We start from the raw sequence: 18,265 nt of genomic DNA on the forward strand, positions 1-18,265 counted from the left end.
AAGGATAACAAAAGTATAGGTTTTTTGTATTCAAACAATATTTTTGGATAAATTAAAGATAATTAAGTCTGAAATAGTTTATTTTACATTCTCATTTTTAATTTCGGTTTATGGAAAAACAGTTTTTAATTGTTGGACAGGGAATTGCAGGATCGTTACTGGCATATAATATGTATAAAGCCGGATTAAATTTTACAATTATTTCGAGTCCTCACAAAAGCAAGGCTTCAGATATTGCTGCAGGTATGTTTAATCCTTTGGTTTTTAAACGACTAACTAAGAGTTGGATGGTTGATGAAGCTTTACCTGTAATGGTAGAAACTTATGAAGATATTGAAAGTGAGCTGGGACATAAATTTTTATATCCCATGGATATAATTAAGCCTTTAGCCAGTCATGAACAAAAAATGTGGAAAGAGCGAATTGAGCAAGCACAATTTTCGGATTATATTGTGGGACTTGGCAAAGATTCCTTATGTAAGGGGATAAAAGATTTTGATTCGTATGGAAGAGTAACTAAGTCGGGTTATGTTAATTTGGAACGCTTGCTTAGGAAATTGCGAGGGTTCTTTCTGGATAAAGGTTTTTTGATTGAATCGGATTTTGAATACAAAGATCTTGGATTTATTGATGGAGCAATTACCTGGCATGGAATATCAGCGCAGACAATTGTGTTTTGTGAAGGGCATCATGCTTCTGAAAATCCTTATTTTAAAGGGATTGGATTCAATCCTACCAAAGGTGAGTTACTCGAGATTGAATGTAAAGGATTAGCGGAAGATTTTATTCTCAACAAAAATTTATTTGTCTTGCCTATGGGCAATCATCGCTTTAAAGTGGGAGCTACTTACGATTGGAAAAACCTGAATGAGGAATTGACTTTAGATGCTCGTAAAGATTTACTTTCCCGATTGGAGGATTTAATAGAATTGCCATATACGGTTTTAAAACATTGGGCAGGTATTCGTCCTACGGTAATCGATCGGCGTCCTATATTGGGTACACATCCTTTACATAAGCATGTTGCAATTTTAAACGGATTGGGAACCAAAGGAGTTATGCTGGCACCATATTTTGCCCGTGAAATGGTGCGTGTACTCTCAGTAAATGGCTATACTTTAAACAGAGAAGTGGATATTCGTCGATTTTTGTAGGCAAAAAAAACCTCTGTGCTTTGCATATTTATACTAAGACAGAGGCTATTCTTAATTAAAATTGGTTTTATTTTTCTTCTGATTTAATTTTTTGAACTTTTTCTTCTAAAGCTTTAACTCTACTTTCTACTTTATTAATTTTTTCGAGTTTAGACTGATACATTTCTTCGCTGGTATTGCCTTCGCTTTTTTCTCGTTCTAATTTTTCACGGGCATTTTTAATTCTTTCTTTAGCCGCTTTAATTTTATTATCCGATTCTTCGAGTGTGAGGTTTAGTTCTTTTTTACGATTTTCACGTATCATTTTAATTTGTTCGATTTTTTCTTCACTAAACTCTTTTCCTCTTAGTTCTTTCTTTTTGCCATAGGCTTTGCCTTTTCCTTCCATTTCCGATCTCATCGAATCACGTTTTTCCATCATTTCAGATTTCACGGAATCGCGTCTTTCCATCATCTCTTTTTTTCGGGTTTGCATATCACCTTTTGCACCCTGCATCTTATTTTTATGCATTTGGTGTTGCATTTTCATGCTGTCTTTTTGCGATTTGCTTCTTTTTTTGAATTCCGATTTTTTGTTTTTCATCATCTTTTTAAGGGAATCCTTTTTTTCTTGTTGCACTTTTTCCATTTTGTCTTTGCCTTGCTTTTCCCAAATATTTTGGGCAAGCAGCAATTGGCTAGTGCACATTATTATGCACAGGCAAAGTACACTTATCTTAATTTTTTTCATTTTGTTAGTTTTAGGCTTATAAATCTTCTAACATCTTATCAATTTCCTCTTCGGCTTTTTCAAGATCTTCTATTGTGTTTTCCAGCTTGTTGCTAATAGAATCGGTAACTTCGGTATTTTCTTGCTGAGGAGTAAGGGACGTTTCGTTTTTCTTAGGCTTTGAATCTGCGCAAGCTTGCAGTAACATAAATAATACTCCAAGGAGTAATCCAATTTTTTTCATTTTACAATTAGTTTAATTAGTACTAAGTCACTTAATTTAAGAAAATTATCGCATTGTGTCAAATATTTTATTTTCCGAATTAAGAATTGGATCTCTTGTAAACAGAAAATTGAAGAATTTGTTTTTTAGGTAACAATTGGGTGGAGCTGGATTTGTGAGAAGCTTTATTAAGCTTATTTTTTGTGGCGGGTAATATTTATTTGCTGCAAATATTGGGGATAAAAAATCCGGTCTGTACAAGGCAGAGACCGGAATATGACTACTTGATAAAAATAAAAAAACTACTGAACAGTATAGGTTTTTTGTACGTATTGGCTAAGTCTAAAATAGCCGTAAGGAGTATTATCGGGATTAGTTGTGTTAATGCAATTTCCTTTTAATGCAACAGGAATGGTGCTAAATGGATTTCCCGATTCTGATTGTTCACTTAAAATGCTGATATAATTGTAATAGGATTCAGAAATACCATAAAGTTGAATATCTACAATGTCGCCGGCTTTAAACTCCTCCTCATTTGTATCATCATCGTCTTGCTTTTCCCAGAATAGTTTAATTTCATTACCATCAATAAATTCATCTTTTAAATCGGATATTTCGGACAGCAGATCGCCACGTTCGTAATATTTTAGCATGTAATAATTTGGCTCATTGGCTGGGTCGGGAATGTAAATATTGATTTCTATAGCTTCATCGTCGAAACCATTCTCTACCGACTGATCTATTTTGGAAATTCCACTTAGCGATTGCAATATTTCCTCGGCAGTGTAGGTTTCTTCTTCGTAAATAATTTTAAGGCTGTATGTTCTGTTAATTATCGGAATAAAGTTGGTGCATAAATATTCCCCATTGTTCTGATCTTCGAATTTAAATTCCTGATTACTTGTTTTATCGGTAACTGTAATCACAGCGCCTGTTACTGTAATGTTCTGATCATCCGAAAAATAGGGCGTCGATTTACTCAGTTTTATATTCTGAACATTCCCACTTGTATTTTTCTCCCAATCTAAGGAAGCTTCTATAACTAATTTAGAATCAGCTTCAGGCACATCAACATTAACAACTTTAGTACAAGCTGAAAATAGTAATAATGTAATTGTAAGTATGTAAACTATATGTTTAAGCATAATATTAAAATTTAAAGTTGTAGGTAACAGAAGGCACAATTCCGAATATAGCGGTTCGTGTGGCTTCATTAACTCCTGTATCTATGTTTTGTCCGAAGGAAATTGCGGCAGCATTTTGTCTGTTGTATAGGTTATAAATACCAAATACCCATTCTCCTTTTATTTTGTTGTTTGGTTTACGATTAGGTTTATAGCTTAAAGCAATATCCACACGATGGTAAGCAGGCAGGCGATTGGCATTTCTGCTATCATAGTTAGCAATAGATAAGCCTTCGTATTGATACTGGCCATTAGGATAGGTTACTGGCCTGCCACTTTGGAAAATAAGATTGCTGCTAAAGCTCAGTTTTTTATTAAGTTTATAAGTTGCCGTAAAGGAAATGTCATGAGTTCGGTCGTGTGCCGATTTGTACCACTTTCCGTCGTTTATACCGGGTCCTCCAGATTTGCCTCCTGGTGTTCTTTGTTGTGCTTTCGAAAAGGTATAGGCAAGCCAACCGGTAAACCGACCTTCATTTTTACGAACTAAAAATTCCAGCCCATAGGATCTTAATTCACCGTTTAACACTTCCGTTTCGATATGGTCGTTTCCAATTAAATCAGATCCATCGATATAATCAATTCTATTATCAACTGTCTTGTAATATGCTTCCACTTCGAGAGAAAAAATGTTGTTTTTAAAGTCTTTAAAATAGCCTATGGAATATTGGTTTGATAGCTGAGGTTTAATGTATTTACCACTTGGAGTCCAAACGTCTAATGGTGTAACCGAAGCGGTATTCGATAGTAAATGAATGTACTGTGTAGTTCTTGAGTAAGCAGATTTTAAAGAGGATGATTCATTTAATTTATATAGTAGAGCCAGACGGGGTTCCCAATTGTCAAAATCGGCAATTCTATCATTTTTCTTAGAATAGGTATTTCCTGTTTTATTGCCTCTTTCATAAATTTCAAGTGTTTGGTTGTAGTACACAGGCAAATTGTTTTCGTAATTGTCAAGATATTGTCCACCAAAGCGAATAAAATTACTGTACCTAATTCCATATTGGAAGCTTATTTTACTGGATAGTTTGGATTCAGCATTAATATAAACAGCACTTTCTAAAGCTCTTTTTTGTTCCAGTTGGTCGTAATTTATAGCAGAGGTTTCGGTAGTAGGTTTAATTTCGCCCGGATTAAATTTATAGGCAATTCCACTAAATCCAAAATCGAGTTTAAATTTATCGTTCGCGTAGTATTTAAAATCATATTTTAAATTGTAGTTTTTAATATCAGAAACCCAATCGAAATCAAGAAAATTTAAGGAAAGCTGATAATCGTATTTACTGTAAATAAAAGATAGGTTAGAAAAAAGTTTATCGTTAAAAATATGATTCCATCTAAGGTTACCAGTAAGATTACCATAGCTGTTTTCAAAAGCATCGGAAATATTAAAATTGTCGCGTCCAAAATATCCCGAAAGGAACAGTTTGTTTTTTTTATTGATTTCGTAATGGGTTTTTAGGTTTAAATCGTAAAAAGAAGCGCTGTTATCATTATCGGTAAGTTTTAAAAATAAATGTGCATAAGAACCTCTTCCTGCAACTAAAAAGGAAGCTTTCTTATTTAGCATAGGACCTTCCAAAGCCAATCGACTGGAGATGGCTCCAATTCCTCCATTAAGGCTAAAATTTTTAATGTTACCATCTTTTTGACGGATATCTAAAACCGATGAAACTCTGCCACCAAATTTGGCTGGAATGCCTCCTTTGTACAACTTTACATCTTTAATAGCATCGGCATTAAAAACCGAGAAAAATCCCAATAAATGGGAAGTGTTGTAAATAATTGCTTCGTCGAGTAAAACTAGATTTTGGTCTACAGCACCACCTCTTACATTAAATCCGCTTGAACCTTCTCCATTATTTGTTACTCCAGGAAGTACTTGCAGCGATTTTAAAACATCGGTTTCGCCAAGAACAACAGGCATTTGCTTTATACTTGCCGATTTAAGTTTTGCTACACTCATTTGTGGAATACTTATATTAGCTCTTTCTATTTCTTCGCCACGTACTACTATTTCCATAAGCTCAGTAGTGTTGGGTGTAATTTCAAAATCGAATGTTTGGTTTTTCGTTAAATTTATTTCTTTTTCGGATTTTGCATAGCCAAGATAAGAAACGCAAACTGTGTACTTCCCTTTTGGCATGCTTAGGGAGTAAAACCCATATTCATTACTCATAATGCCAATGTTTGTGTTTTTAAAGTATACTGAAGCACCCAAAAGAGTTTCTCCATTTTTGGCATCCAGAATTGTTCCGCTAAGTGTGTAGTTTTCTTGCGAATAAGCAGTGGATAGAAATAAGCTTAGAATAAAAATAAAGCCAGAAGTAATTTTTTTCATATATAATTGAGAAATAAAATTTATGCCAGATAAAATTATCTTGAATTTAGAACTTTTTTAGATGGAAATAAAGTAGGAAACAAGTTTTTAACAGATTTATCTTTTCTATTTGCTTTGACTGAGCTCAAGAATGTGCAATTCAAAAAAATAAGTTCTATTTTCGCAGTCTTAATTACAGTGAAGGCTAATATCAATAAAGAGTAGAGAATATGGTAAATGCGAGAATAGAAAACTTAAATATAAGTACAGAACAATCGATAATAACTCCTTTTGATTTAAAAGAATTGTACCCTTTAAGTGCGAAATGTGTTGATACAATTTATAACGGGCAGGAAACAATAAAAAATATTTTAAGTGGAAAAGACAAGCGTTTGCTGGCAATTGTTGGTCCTTGTTCTATTCATGATATTGATGCTGCAAAAGAATATGCTTCTAAAATTAAGCAGTTGGCTGATGAGCTAAAAGATAAGCTTTTTATTGCGATGCGCGTATATTTTGAGAAACCCAGAACTACAGTAGGATGGAAGGGTTTAATTAACGATCCTTACCTGGATAACTCCTGTGAAATAGAGGAAGGCTTAAAACAAGCGCGTGAACTTTTGATACATATCGCAGAATTGGGTTTGCCTGCAGCGGGCGAAGCTCTTGATATTGTTACACCTCAGTACATTCAGGATCTTTTTTCGTGGACCGCAATTGGTGCCAGAACAACCGAATCGCAAAGTCACCGCAATATGTCAAGTGGCTTGTCATCGGTAGTTGGTTTTAAGAATGGTACCGATGGGAATATGGATATTGCCATTAATGCCATGCAGGCTGTTGCTGCTCCTCAGAATTTTGTTAGTATTAATCCTAAAGGAAATGTGGCGGTTGTTCGAACCAATGGAAATCCTCATTCGCATATTATTTTACGTGGCGGAAAGGAACCTAATTATCAAGCAAAATTTGTTAAGGAGGTAGAGAATAAGCTTACTGATATTGGAATGATTCCAAGAATAATGGTTGATTGCAGTCATGCTAACAGTTGTAAGCAAGCTAAGCTACAAGAAAATGTGATGAGAGATTTGGCCGATCAGATTGCAAATGGGAATGAATCAATTTTTGGATTTATGATTGAAAGTAACCTTGAATTTGGCCGTCAGAATATTCCTGAGGATAAATCAGAATTGAAATATGGTGTTTCGCTTACCGATGAATGTATTGACTGGGACTCGACAGTTCGAATTTTAAGAGAATTTTGTGCTTAATATTTTCCGTTTTGAGTTAGGATGCCACTAAACTTAGAGATTTAGGGTGGAAATAAAAATCCCGGTTTACTTCAATGGTAAACCGGGATTTTTATTTTATTTGGTAAATTAATTAGTGGGTTTTAGGTTTTTCGTTTTGCATTTCGATAAAATCGGCGCCATTACGGAAATCACCAAGTAGGTGCTTACAGAAATATTCACCTCTTATCCAGAAAGAATACTCGCTCATGTTTCCAAATCCATGACGCTGACCAGGATACATAAAGAAATCGAATCGTTTATTGGCTTTAATTAAAGCATTTACAACTCTGATGGTATTTGCCGGATGAACGTTATTATCGATGTCACCGGTAACCAAAAGTAGTTTTCCTTTTAGGTTTTTGGCCAAACTTGGGTTGGTTGCAATCTTATACTGGAATGTTGTATCTGTTTCTGTAACAATCTCTTTTACTCCATTGTGGGTTTCGCTCCACCAGCGATTATAAATGTTATTATCGTGGTTACCTGCTGCCGATACTGCAACTTTAAAGAAATCGGGATATACAAGCATGGCTGCTGTAGACATGAATCCACCACCTGAGTGACCGAATATACCAACTTTGCTGATATCAATAAAATCGTGACGGTTGGCCAGGCGTTCCAAAGCAACTTTTTTGTCTAGGAGAGGATAATCTCTCATGTTTTGATATCCGTAATTGTGATACCATTTTGAGCGATCGGGATGACCACCTCTGTGACCCATTGTAACTACAATAAATCCAAATTGAGCCATACGATCAGCTCTATCCATACGTGTTGAGAAGCTTTTATAAACAGCCTCGGTTTGTGGACCTGGATAAACATAAGTTAGGATCGGGTATTTTTTATTTTCGTCGAAATCAAATGGTTTATACATTACTCCGTACAGATCTGTATATCCATCGGCAGCTTTTACTGTAAAGATTTCTGGGAATTTATATCCAGCTTCGAATAAAAGAGAAAGATCTGCTGTTTCCAAATCCATTAATTTATTACCGCGCGAATCGTATAACTTAGATTCTGGAGTAGTGTTTACTCTTGATGAGTTATTCACAAAATAATGAGTCTGATCGTTTAAACTTACTTCATGATTGAAATTTCCTTTGTTTAATAATTTTAATCCCGACCCATCGAAATTTACGCGGTAAAGATGTGAATAATAGGGATCTTCGCCATTTTCTTTTCCATTGGCAGTAAAATAAAGTACGCGGTTTTTTTCATCAACACCTTGAATTTTGTCGGCATGCCAGGGACCAGAAGTAATTTGGTTTTTAAGATTTCCCTCAGCATCGTACAAGTAAAAATGGGCCCAGCCATCTCTTTCCGACCAGTGAATAAACTCTTTACCATTATTAATCGAAACTAAATTTCGTGTTTCAATATAGGTGTTTAATCGTTCCTTGATAATTACTTTAACCTCACCAGTTGTAGTGTTTGCAGAGCAGATATCAACTCGTTTCATGTCGCGACTTTGGCGCTCGAAATAAAGTGTATTGCTGTTTTCTGATAACCATTTAGAGAATTTTAAATCGTCATCGGCATTCATTTTTTTTCTGGGAGCTCTTAAAATACTTAAAGTTTGATCTTTCCAGGCCTCAGCATTTATTTTAACTGATTTTTTGCTTTCCCAATCGAAAACCTGAATTTCGTATTGGGGAGCTTCTTTTTCTCCTGCCATGTGATATCTGTAGGTCTCCAGAGTAGGGCGACCTTCGGCAACCGAATTAATTACCCAAAGATCTTTTACTTTACGTTCATCTTCGCGTGTGATTGCGAATTTTTTTGAATCGTGAGAGAAGCTTACGTACGCAGCCTTACGATCATCTTTTTCCTTCGCTTTTTCGCGATTGGTTTTGCCATAACCAGTATTGCCATAGGCAAAATGCTCTAAACCATCAGTTGTAAGTTGGTGTTCAACAATGGTAGAATCTTTTTCGTTTTTCTGGGCTTTTTTATAATTTTCGGCATCCATCCAATACAAATTGTGATGTTTTGCAAAAATTACGTATTCCTCATTTGGTGCTACCGAAGCCCATTTTTTTTGCTCCAGAGGCTTTTCAAAATCATCTAAAAGCTTAAGATTTTTACTGGCAATTTGGTATTCGAAATGCCAAACTTTAGCTACCATTTTTTTCTTCTTATTCTTTTTCTTTTCTTCATTTTTATCGTCCTGCTTGTCACCATTTTCCTCATCTTTTTCTTCCTCTTCGGCAAGTTTACTTTTTACCTCGAATTGCAAAACACTTTCATTTTTAATAAATTTTAATTTGCTGATATCCAGGTTTTTAGCATTAAAAGGATCGCCAGTTAAACGACTCATATCTGATGCCATTTTAACGGCATCGAATAATTTGGTTTTACTGTTACTTCCAGGGTTTACTAAATAATACTTTTGTCCGTTTGAGGTGCGATAAGTATACCAAAATTTTTCTCCGTTTTTTAACCAGTGAGGATATACTTTGGTAGAGAATACCATTCCTTTTAGTTTGCCAGGCGAAAAACGTGAAGGCAAGTCGTAATTGGCTTTGGTTACCGGAGTTTTTTGTGCAAACAAGCTAATTCCTATTAATAGAAACAGGAAGCTTAGTAGATTTTTTTTCATGATTGGATGTTGTTGTATCTATAATTTAAATTTAGGAACTAAAAATACAGAACAGCTTTAGAATATCTTCTATTTTTTTTGTCTTTTCGATAAGCAAAGTAATTTACCGGATGTATAGGCTCAGGTATTTTTTTTAGTGCTTTAAAATGATCTATTAGTTTTAGAAAATATAATTTATAATTATTGTACTTGCAGTTTTTATTCGTTTAAATTATTTAACAATCTGTAATGATAATATAGCAGCCGATTGATTCTTTTTTCTTGTCTTTTTATTTTATGTGATTTTTGAAGTGTTCAATAGCAAATAAAATAGAAGTGCATGAAATTAACTCACAAAATGGCAATTTTTAGTCTCATGTTTTTGTATAGTATTCTTGTGTTTGTAGTACTATGTACCGGATGCTTTGAGGGTGATAAGAGTTCGGTAGCAAGTCAAATAAGTCTTCTTGATATTACAGATTATTATTCAAAATCGGAATATAAAAATGTTTATAAAAGCTGGGATGAAATATGGAATTATACCCGAAATAAGCCTGTAAGCTTTACAAATAAGAATGGAGTAACACACTATTACGAAGTTGTGGAGATTCCAGAAGGAGATGTTGAGTGGTTGTGTGTTGCTTATCTGGCTCAAATTAGCGGTGGATATTTGCTTTGTCCGGAAACAGAAGATGAAAATGAATTTGTCTTTAGTTTAATAGATGAAGAGGTAGATTGGTATACATGGGGAAAAACAAATGTTACCAATGGACCGCCAATTGGAGGTTTTCAAGCATGTGATGAATCGCATGAAGAGGATCCCTCAGCAGGATGGATGTGGTTAAGTGGTGAAAAATGGGAGTATACCAATTGGTGTCAAAATTTGGATGATGGAGTACTTGATAGCGATCCAGGAAATACTATTCAACCCAACGATGTAACTGGTGGTAATCAGGATGCGATTTGTTATGGTGAAATTACGGCTCGTGTTTCTACCTGGGGCCATTTCCCGGTTCGTTTTGGTGATTTGCGTGGGGGAGAAGGTGCTACTTTTTATGCTTTTGTAATTGAATATGAGAAAAATCCGAATGTGGATTAAGTTTATAGTGAATTTTCATAAATTTTAGATTAATATACCAACAAAAAGGGGAGACATCTGTTTCCCCTTTTTGTTTTAAGTTTATTTGAGGTTTTATTGCAACCTTACAAAATTTCCTTTTGCAAAACCTGATCCATTTACAATGGAACATTTAGAAGCTTTTCCGTTACCAATGCTGGCATCGGTAATTTTAATTTCTCCTATTTTGGAATCAACACTACCAAGCGAAATTCCCGTGTCAGGGTCTATTAGATCTTCACCTTTGCTGTAAACAGCAAATACATCGCCAACTTTTAAGCCATCGGCTTCACCCGAATTAATAAATACTACACCAGCTTTTTCGGTAATTACTTTAGCTTGCCATTGAATGTTATTGGCACTATTATCTATCATCGAAACAATATCTTCTATGGCTTCGCGTGCAGCTTTTCCAACCAGGGATTGATCGAATGATTTTCTGTCTTTAAAGTTTAATTTATTAGTTCGAAGTTTTATTCCTTTGGCTGATTTTTTCTTTCTTACATTCTCTGCAGTAATAATTTCTCCGGTGTTCGTGTTTACCATTCTTACGTCAACGCCCACAATTGCAGCTTGGCTCGATACGCCTATTCCTAGTCCTTTAACGGCTCCACCAGTATCGCTTTTTTTATAGCCAAATTCCGATACTGAACCAATTACTGCCATTTCAACACCTAAAACTTGTCCAATTTTAGCAGCACTTTGCTGTGTAACTCTATTGCTTTGTCCGAAATCTTGCTCATTTAAAATACGATCTATCTCGGCACGTTCCATAACTCTGTAGTTTCCCGATTTTACCAGTGCTGTTGTTAACATATCACTTACACCTTGACCTACTCCTTTATGATTCCACCAATGCCAGCTCTTATCGGTTTTATCTTCGAAAACAAAGACCGCAATTCTTTTTTTAATTTGTGGTTGTTGTGCTCTGGTTTTTGCGGCAAGAAAAGTGAGTAGAAGTATTATCCCTGCCAATTGTATCAATTTTCCGTAATTTTTCATTTTGAGGTTTAATTTTAGTTAAAGTTTTGATAATGAATAGATAATATCTAAGTTACAGAAAAATGAGCAGTTTATAAAGAGGGTGTTTTATCTAACTTGAGAATAATATCTTAGTCAATACAGCAAGCACTTTAAGTTAGTTTTTGGAATTTACCCTTTAGCCTGCTAGCAGTTTCCCTGGGAGGGAAACAATCGAGGATTTTGAGACGTTGAAATCCTAGAGGAAACTGATTTTTTAATTCTCTCCTTTAAGGAAAGATCCCTGCAGGGAGAGGTAAAAGCGGCGAATAAAAAAGAGATGTCGCGAACAACATCTCTTTTCATATCGATTGAATATATTTTTATAAGCTAATAAATTATGCTTTTCGTGCTTTGTCTAATAGTTTTAAATCTGCTAAAGCTATGGCTGTTACGGCTTCTACAATAACTGGCACACGAAGTGCAATACAGGCATCGTGTCTGCCTTCAATTAGAAGACTTTCTACTTCTCCTTTCGCAAAATTCATTGTGTTTTGTGCTTTTCCGATTGATGAAGTAGGTTTTACTGCTACACGGAAAACCAATTCGTTTCCGTTTGTAATTCCGCCATTGATTCCACCCGCATTGTTGGTTTCTGTTTTTCCAGACCCATCAATGAAATTATCGTTGTGCTCGGAACCTTTCATTTTGGCAGCAGCAAATCCTGAGCCGAACTCGATTCCCTTGGTAGCAGGGATAGCAAAAATCAGATGGGAAATCATAGATTCTACCGAATCGAAGAATGGTTCTCCATATCCAATGGGAAGATTATTGGCTTTACATTCAACAATTCCACCAATAGAATCATGCTGAAGTAAAGCATCTTCAATGGCAGCATCAAAATCAGTTTGACCACCAATTTCGGTAAGTTTGGCATTGATGTTTACATTGCCCAATATTTTTTTAGCAACAGTACCGGCGGCTACAATTCCCAATGTTATCCTACCTGAAAAATGACCGCCACCTGTGTAATCGTTGTGTTCTCCGAATTTATATTTGGCAACAAAATCGGCATGTCCAGGGCGTGGACTATCTAAAAGGTTGCTGTAATCTTTCGATTTTGTATTTTTATTGTGAAATAAAATAATTAAAGGAGCACCAGTGGTTTTTCCTTCAAAAGTTCCACTTAATATATTGGGTAAGTCTTGTTCTATTCTTGGTGTTGTTCCTCTTGCTCCAGCCTTTCTTCGGCTTAAGTCCTGCAGTAAATCGTCTTCGCTTAGGTCTATTCCGGCAGGACATCCGTCGATAGTAACACCAACTCCTTTGCCGTGCGATTCACCAAATATGCTTATTCTGAATATTCTTCCGAAATTGTTCATCTGTTAGAGTTGCTATAAGAAGTAATATATGAGTCTTAAATGTGAAAAATAAGATTTAATCTCGATAATTTCTTCTGGTTATATAATTATTTATTTTTCTAATATTGAATGAAAATTATCTTCATTCAGGATTTTTATTCCTGTATTTTCAAGTAAATTGGCGGTGACACCATTTCCTGATTTTTTATTACCTGTAAAAGTACCATCATAAATTCGGCCATATCCGCATGACGGACTATTTGTTTTTAAAATTGCTAATTTAGTATCTAATGTAGTTGCTACATTAAGTACTTTTTTCGCTCCAATGTTAAATTCATCACTAAAATTGTTACCATCCTTACTCATGATGTTCGATTGTATTATCTCACAAGAAACGCGGGGAGTTGGCAATCCTCCTAATTCTTCCGGACAAAGAGCAATGGCTTTTCCATTTAGTACCAGATCTCTTATTTCGGGAACTAGGTTGTTATTTCCATCATATCTGCATTTTACACCAGCCAGACATGCACTAACAATAATCATTGTATAAAAATTAAAAGTAATTAACAATTTGTTTTTTGATTTTCAATCAGGCTAATAATTTTACTTTTTAAGGTATCAATTGCCATGGGTTGAATACTTGCTTCACCAATTTTATTTAAAAGGATAAAATCAATTGATGAGCGATTCTTCTTTTTATCTTTAACCAGATATTCATTTATAATATCCGATGAAACATTAGTTGCAACGGGAAGTTCAAAGTCTTCTAAAAGATTTTTAATTTCCTTTGAATCAGAATGTGACAGGTTGGTTTCACTTTCTGATAGTTTGCTGGCCAATACCATTCCTACCGATACCGCTTCTCCGTGTGTTAAATCTGAATTGTTCTCAATAGCATGACCAATTGTATGCCCGAAATTCAATTTTTTACGTTCTCCTTTTTCTAAAGGATCATTTTCAACTACATTGGTTTTAATTGAGACAGCTCTATAAATTAAATCTTCCATTAAATTGGCATTTAAATTTAATAGATTTTCTTTATTCTTTTTCAGGAATAGAAATAAGTTTTCATCTTTAATAAAGGCATGTTTTATTATTTCGCCAAAACCACTGCGGATCTCTCTTTTAGGTAGAGTTTTTAATAATATGGGATCGCAAATTACAAATTGAGGAGGGTTAAAAACACCGATCATATTTTTAAGTTTCCCAAAATTTACGCCATTTTTACCACCAACGCTAGCATCAACTTGCGATAAAAGGGAAGTGGAAATAAATCCGAAATCTAATCCTCTCATAAAAATAGAAGCAACAAAGCCAGTTACATCAGAAACCAGACCGCCGCCCATTCCTAACAAAAAGCTATTTCTATCGGCACCAAAATCGAGTAATTTTTCTATAATCATTTCTACCGATGACCATGTTTTAATGCTTTCTCCACAACCCATTACTATATAATCGAATTGTTCTACAAACTGGGTGTAGTTACGATAAATATTTTCATCGCAAATCAAGAAACATTTTTTTTCGGGTAAATAGTTACTGATATTTTTATAGGATTCACCAATAAGAATGGTGCTGTTTTGATTTTTGATGCGTATGCTTTTCATTATTATAGAGATTTGAGAGAGGAGATATTAGAAGAGAGAAGGATTTTCTCTGGTCTAATATCTCAGATCTTGTATTATGAGTTCATTATTGTTTCCTGCTGGTTGATTGATTCCTGGTGAATGGCTTTGAACAAGCTGTTAATGAATTGCTCACTAAAGCCTTTCTTTTTACCATTTACCATGCTTTTTTCAAGAATCGATCCCCATCGTTTGTTCTGTAAAACAGTAATGTTATTCTCTTTTTTGTAATGACCAATTGTTTTGGCTACCTGCATGCGGTTCTCCAGTAATTCAAGTAACTTCTGATCGAAATCATCAATAAGATGTCTTAATTCACCAAGAGTATTATCAACCAATTCATTGTCGGCTTCAGGATCACGAAGAACCAGGTTTGCTAAAAGTTCTTTAAGTGCGATAGGTGTTAATTGTTGTTTTGCATCACTCCAGGCTTCTTCTGGTTTGCAGTGCGATTCAATAATTAAACCTTCGTAGTTTAGGTCCATCGATTTTTGAGTTACTTCTTCCAGTAATTCACGATCGCCGGTAATATGACTAGGGTCGCAAAAGATCGGCAGTTGTGGCATTCTTCGTTTCAATTCGATAGGAATTTGCCATTGTGGATCATTTCTGTATTTCAATTTCTGGTAAGTAGAGAATCCACGGTGAATAGCAGCTAATCTGGTTAGTCCAACAGCATGAAGTCTTTCAATTGCTCCCATCCATAATTCAAGATCAGGATTAATAGGGTTTTTTACCAATACAGGAATATCGTGACCACGTAAAGCATCCGCAATTTCTTGCACGGCAAATGGATTAACAGTGGTTCTTGCGCCAATCCAAAGAATATCAACGCCTGCTCCTAAAGCCAGTTCAACATGTTTAGCATTAGCAACTTCGGTTGCAGTAATTAATCCGGTTTCTTCTTTTACTTTTTGTAACCAAATTAATCCTTTGGCTCCAATTCCCTCGAAACTATTCGGACGAGTACGTGGTTTCCAGATTCCGGCACGGAAAATAGGAATTCCAGCGTCTTTAATTCCTCGGGCTGCCTCCATTACCTGTTCTTCTGTTTCGGCACTGCAAGGTCCACCAATAACTAATGGTCTGTCTATGTGTTCAATTGGCCAGCTACTTAGTTCCGCTATTTTTAGATTTTTACTCATGCTATAATGTTATTAACTCTTTATTTCGAGTGATTAAAAATTTGGTTTTATTTTAATTAATAGTGTACTGATTTTTTTTATGCTCTTATTGTTTTTTCTGCATTTTTAAGAGTTTCCATTTCATTTTTTTCTTTCTGATCCAAAACTCTTCTTATATCGTTGGCTTCATTAATTAAGTTGTCTACACCTTTTAAATCATCATTTTCAATTGAATCTTTAAATTGTTGCAGTGTATCTATATATTTTTGAAGCACTTTAGTAATATTCTTTTTGTTTTGCTTAAAAATTGGAGTCCACATTTCGGCCGAACTTTTGGCCAAACGAACGGTAGAATCGAATCCACCGCTGGCAAGTTCAAAAATGTGCTTGTCTTTTTTCTCTTTGTGAAGCACGGTTAAAGATAAGGCAAAAGCACTAATATGCGAAAGATGCGATACATAAGCTGTTTGTCTGTCGTGAACTTCGGCATCCATATAAACGCATCTCATTTTTAGTGCATGAAACATGTCGGTAACAAGGCTGATTGCCTCTTTATGGGAATCTTCAGGATTACAAATAATGGAACATTTACCATCGAATAAACCTGAATGTGCTGCCTGCGGACCCGAAAATTCTGTTCCGGCCATTGGGTGAGCGGGCACAAATTGTTTTCTTTTCGGATGATTCGATAAAGAATTTATTAGCTCTTCTTTTGTTGATCCTAAATCGGTAACAATTTGCTGATCGATAAGATCCATAATTTGAGGCAATGCTTTTAAACAAGCGTTAACAGGAATCGCTAATATTACCAAATGTGAAGATGTTACGGCTGTCTTTAAATCCTGAATTTGGTCAACAATATTCAGTTTTTTTGCTGTGTGTGCGTGCATTGGATTATTATCAACGCCAATCACTTTATCTGCAAAACCATTTTTCTTCAAATCAATAGCAATCGATCCTCCTATTAATCCTAATCCTATTACTGATACTATCATTCTTATCTAATTTTAGCTTCAAGTTGCATGCTTCAAGTCAGGTATAAAATTATTGTATTTCCCTGATAGTTGTAGCTTGATGCTTGTTACATTCTTTTGATTCTCTCTATTGCCTGTTCAAGTACTGCTTCACTGCTGCAAAGCGAAATTCTGATGTATTTTAATCCTTGTTCTCCAAATATTCCTCCAGGAGTGATAAATACTTTTGCTTTGTTTAATACTTTGTCGCTAAGCTCGTAACAGTCTTTGTAGTTTTCAGGTATGGCTGCCCACACAAACATTCCGCTTTGATTTTTACCTGGTTTACATTCTATCAATTCCATGAGTTTAAAAACCAGTTCTCTTCTTTTTTTATAAACAAGATTAATCGAATCGTACCAGGATTTATCTACATTTAAAGCTTTTACGGCTGCCTGTTGTACCGGGTAAAACATGCCAGAATCCATATTTGTTTTAACTTTTAAAACAGGATCGAGCATTTTAGCGCTTCCGCAAATCATTCCAACTCTCCAGCCTGGCATATTATGCGATTTACTTAATGAGTTTAACTCCAAACAGCAATCTTTGGCACCCTCAATGTTCATAATACTCATAGGTTCGTCGTTTAAAATAAAGCTATAAGGATTATCGTTTACAATTAAGATTTTGTGTTTTTTTCCAAAAGCAACAATTTGTTCCAGTAATTCTCTGCTGGCTCTTGCTCCGGTTGGCATGTGAGGATAGTTAATCCACATCATTTTTACCTTGCTTAAATCTCTTTTTTCCAGTTCATCCAAATCAGGATGATAGTTATTTTTTTCAGTTAATGAGTAAGGAATAATTTTTCCACCCAGTAAGTTAGTAACCGATTTATAAGTAGGATACGATGGATCGGGAATTAATACTTCATCGCCCTTGTTTAAGTAGGCCAGAGAAGTAATCATGATTCCTTCTTTCGAACCCATTAATGGTAATACTTCGTTTGCCGGATTAATATCTACATCGAAATAGGTTTTATACCATTTCGAAAACCCTTCGCGTAATGCCGGAATTCCCTGGTAGCTTTGGTATCCATGACTCTTTGGGTGAACACAAGCTTCTTTAAGCATGTTCCAGGTATCTTCAGAAGGAGACATGTCCGGATCGCCAATTCCCAAATTAAGAACCTTTATTTCTCCCTCGTTTAAACGCGCTATTTCTTTTAGCTTAAGCGAAAAATAGTATTCTTTTATTCCTTGAGTTCTATTTGCGGGTTGAATCATTTTGTATTTGATTAAATATTGTGGTTTTGGTCAAAAAAAAATCCTGCTTTTTTAGCAGGATTTTTATACGTTTTCTATGAGTTTAGGTATAAGGCATCCTGCCGATTTGTTGTAAACCAGTAATAATAAAAATAAAATCGGTATGTAAATGCTTTATTGCTCATTGTATAATTTAATATAAAAAAAAGTCTTACCTATTTGGCAAGACTTTATGTATCTGTTCGATTTTTTACATATCAATTCTTGCCCTTATCGTTGTGGATAATAGAAATACCAGAAGTAATAAAAGTAAGTACTAAATGTTTTCATCGTTAATATCAAATGTTTATTTCTTAACTATGATTCAAATGTAGGAATTATTTTTTTACCTGCAAATTTGGGC

At 35.0% G+C, this 18,265-nt stretch carries 15 protein-coding genes; 3 read left to right on the top strand and 12 right to left on the bottom strand.

All coding sequences use genetic code 11. The features are described 5' to 3' along the window. Positions 1 to 110: 110 nt before the first annotated feature. Positions 111 to 1,154, top strand: coding sequence for an NAD(P)/FAD-dependent oxidoreductase (locus ACT3CE_RS09970; protein WP_444709624.1), 1,044 nt, complete (start codon positions 111 to 113; stop codon positions 1,152 to 1,154). 67 nt (positions 1,155 to 1,221) lie between these two features. On the opposite strand, the gene ACT3CE_RS09975 is transcribed toward ACT3CE_RS09970, so the two are convergent. The 4 genes from ACT3CE_RS09975 to ACT3CE_RS09990 all read right to left on the bottom strand — a co-directional run bounded on the left by ACT3CE_RS09975 (position 1,222) and on the right by ACT3CE_RS09990 (position 5,614). Continuing rightward, complete coding sequence (locus ACT3CE_RS09975) at positions 1,222 to 1,884, bottom strand: hypothetical protein (protein WP_444709625.1); 663 nt, start codon at positions 1,882 to 1,884, stop codon at positions 1,222 to 1,224. A gap of 16 nt (positions 1,885 to 1,900) precedes the next feature. Continuing rightward, the gene (locus ACT3CE_RS09980; protein ID WP_444709626.1) at positions 1,901 to 2,107 is read right to left on the bottom strand and encodes a hypothetical protein; all 207 of its coding nucleotides are present in this window, start codon (positions 2,105 to 2,107) and stop codon (positions 1,901 to 1,903) included. 281 nt (positions 2,108 to 2,388) lie between these two features. After that, positions 2,389 to 3,231 carry a DUF4249 family protein gene (locus ACT3CE_RS09985; protein WP_444709627.1) on the bottom strand — a complete coding sequence of 281 codons (843 nt, stop codon included), beginning with the start codon at positions 3,229 to 3,231 and terminating at the stop codon, positions 2,389 to 2,391. Between the two features lie 4 nt (positions 3,232 to 3,235). Beyond that, positions 3,236 to 5,614 (bottom strand): TonB-dependent receptor, encoded by a 2,379-nt coding sequence (locus tag ACT3CE_RS09990; RefSeq protein ID WP_444709628.1) that lies wholly within the window; start codon positions 5,612 to 5,614, stop codon positions 3,236 to 3,238. Positions 5,615 to 5,823: 209 nt separating this feature from the next. On the opposite strand from ACT3CE_RS09990, the gene ACT3CE_RS09995 reads away from it, so the two are divergent. Further along, positions 5,824 to 6,861 (top strand): 3-deoxy-7-phosphoheptulonate synthase, encoded by a 1,038-nt coding sequence (locus ACT3CE_RS09995; RefSeq protein WP_444709629.1) that lies wholly within the window; start codon positions 5,824 to 5,826, stop codon positions 6,859 to 6,861. Between the two features lie 112 nt (positions 6,862 to 6,973). On the opposite strand, the gene ACT3CE_RS10000 is transcribed toward ACT3CE_RS09995, so the two are convergent. Next, on the bottom strand, positions 6,974 to 9,481 hold the full coding sequence (locus ACT3CE_RS10000; RefSeq protein WP_444709630.1) for a DPP IV N-terminal domain-containing protein: 2,508 nt from the start codon (positions 9,479 to 9,481) through the stop codon (positions 6,974 to 6,976). A 319-nt stretch (positions 9,482 to 9,800) separates the two neighbouring features. Here ACT3CE_RS10000 and ACT3CE_RS10005 point away from each other — a divergent pair, with 319 nt between their 5' ends. Next, the gene (locus ACT3CE_RS10005; protein WP_444709631.1) at positions 9,801 to 10,559 is read left to right on the top strand and encodes a hypothetical protein; all 759 of its coding nucleotides are present in this window, start codon (positions 9,801 to 9,803) and stop codon (positions 10,557 to 10,559) included. Positions 10,560 to 10,652: 93 nt separating this feature from the next. Here ACT3CE_RS10005 and ACT3CE_RS10010 read toward each other — a convergent pair whose 3' ends face one another. The 7 genes from ACT3CE_RS10010 to ACT3CE_RS10040 all read right to left on the bottom strand — a co-directional run bounded on the left by ACT3CE_RS10010 (position 10,653) and on the right by ACT3CE_RS10040 (position 17,883). Further along, a complete protein-coding gene (locus tag ACT3CE_RS10010; protein WP_444709632.1) occupies positions 10,653 to 11,579 on the bottom strand; it encodes a CsgG/HfaB family protein in 927 nt (308 codons plus the stop codon). Between the two features lie 356 nt (positions 11,580 to 11,935). After that, on the bottom strand, positions 11,936 to 12,919 hold the full coding sequence (locus tag ACT3CE_RS10015) for a chorismate synthase (RefSeq protein ID WP_444709633.1): 984 nt from the start codon (positions 12,917 to 12,919) through the stop codon (positions 11,936 to 11,938). Positions 12,920 to 13,009: 90 nt separating this feature from the next. Beyond that, positions 13,010 to 13,441, bottom strand: coding sequence for a DUF523 domain-containing protein (locus ACT3CE_RS10020; protein ID WP_444709634.1), 432 nt, complete (start codon positions 13,439 to 13,441; stop codon positions 13,010 to 13,012). A gap of 20 nt (positions 13,442 to 13,461) precedes the next feature. Then, the gene (gene aroB / locus ACT3CE_RS10025; protein WP_444709635.1) at positions 13,462 to 14,505 is read right to left on the bottom strand and encodes a 3-dehydroquinate synthase; all 1,044 of its coding nucleotides are present in this window, start codon (positions 14,503 to 14,505) and stop codon (positions 13,462 to 13,464) included. Between the two features lie 74 nt (positions 14,506 to 14,579). Further along, on the bottom strand, positions 14,580 to 15,668 hold the full coding sequence (locus ACT3CE_RS10030) for a chorismate mutase (protein ID WP_444709636.1): 1,089 nt from the start codon (positions 15,666 to 15,668) through the stop codon (positions 14,580 to 14,582). Between the two features lie 77 nt (positions 15,669 to 15,745). Beyond that, entirely contained in the window at positions 15,746 to 16,642 is an 897-nt protein-coding gene (locus tag ACT3CE_RS10035) for a prephenate dehydrogenase (RefSeq protein ID WP_444709637.1), read from the bottom strand. 86 nt (positions 16,643 to 16,728) lie between these two features. Beyond that, positions 16,729 to 17,883, bottom strand: a complete 1,155-nt coding sequence (locus tag ACT3CE_RS10040; protein ID WP_444709638.1) for a pyridoxal phosphate-dependent aminotransferase — start codon at positions 17,881 to 17,883, stop codon at positions 16,729 to 16,731. Positions 17,884 to 18,265: the final 382 nt, after the last annotated feature.

Origin of the sequence: Marinifilum sp. RC60d5, assembly GCF_052400665.1 — a bacterium.
Lineage (GTDB): Bacteria > Bacteroidota > Bacteroidia > Bacteroidales > Marinifilaceae > JBQTGK01.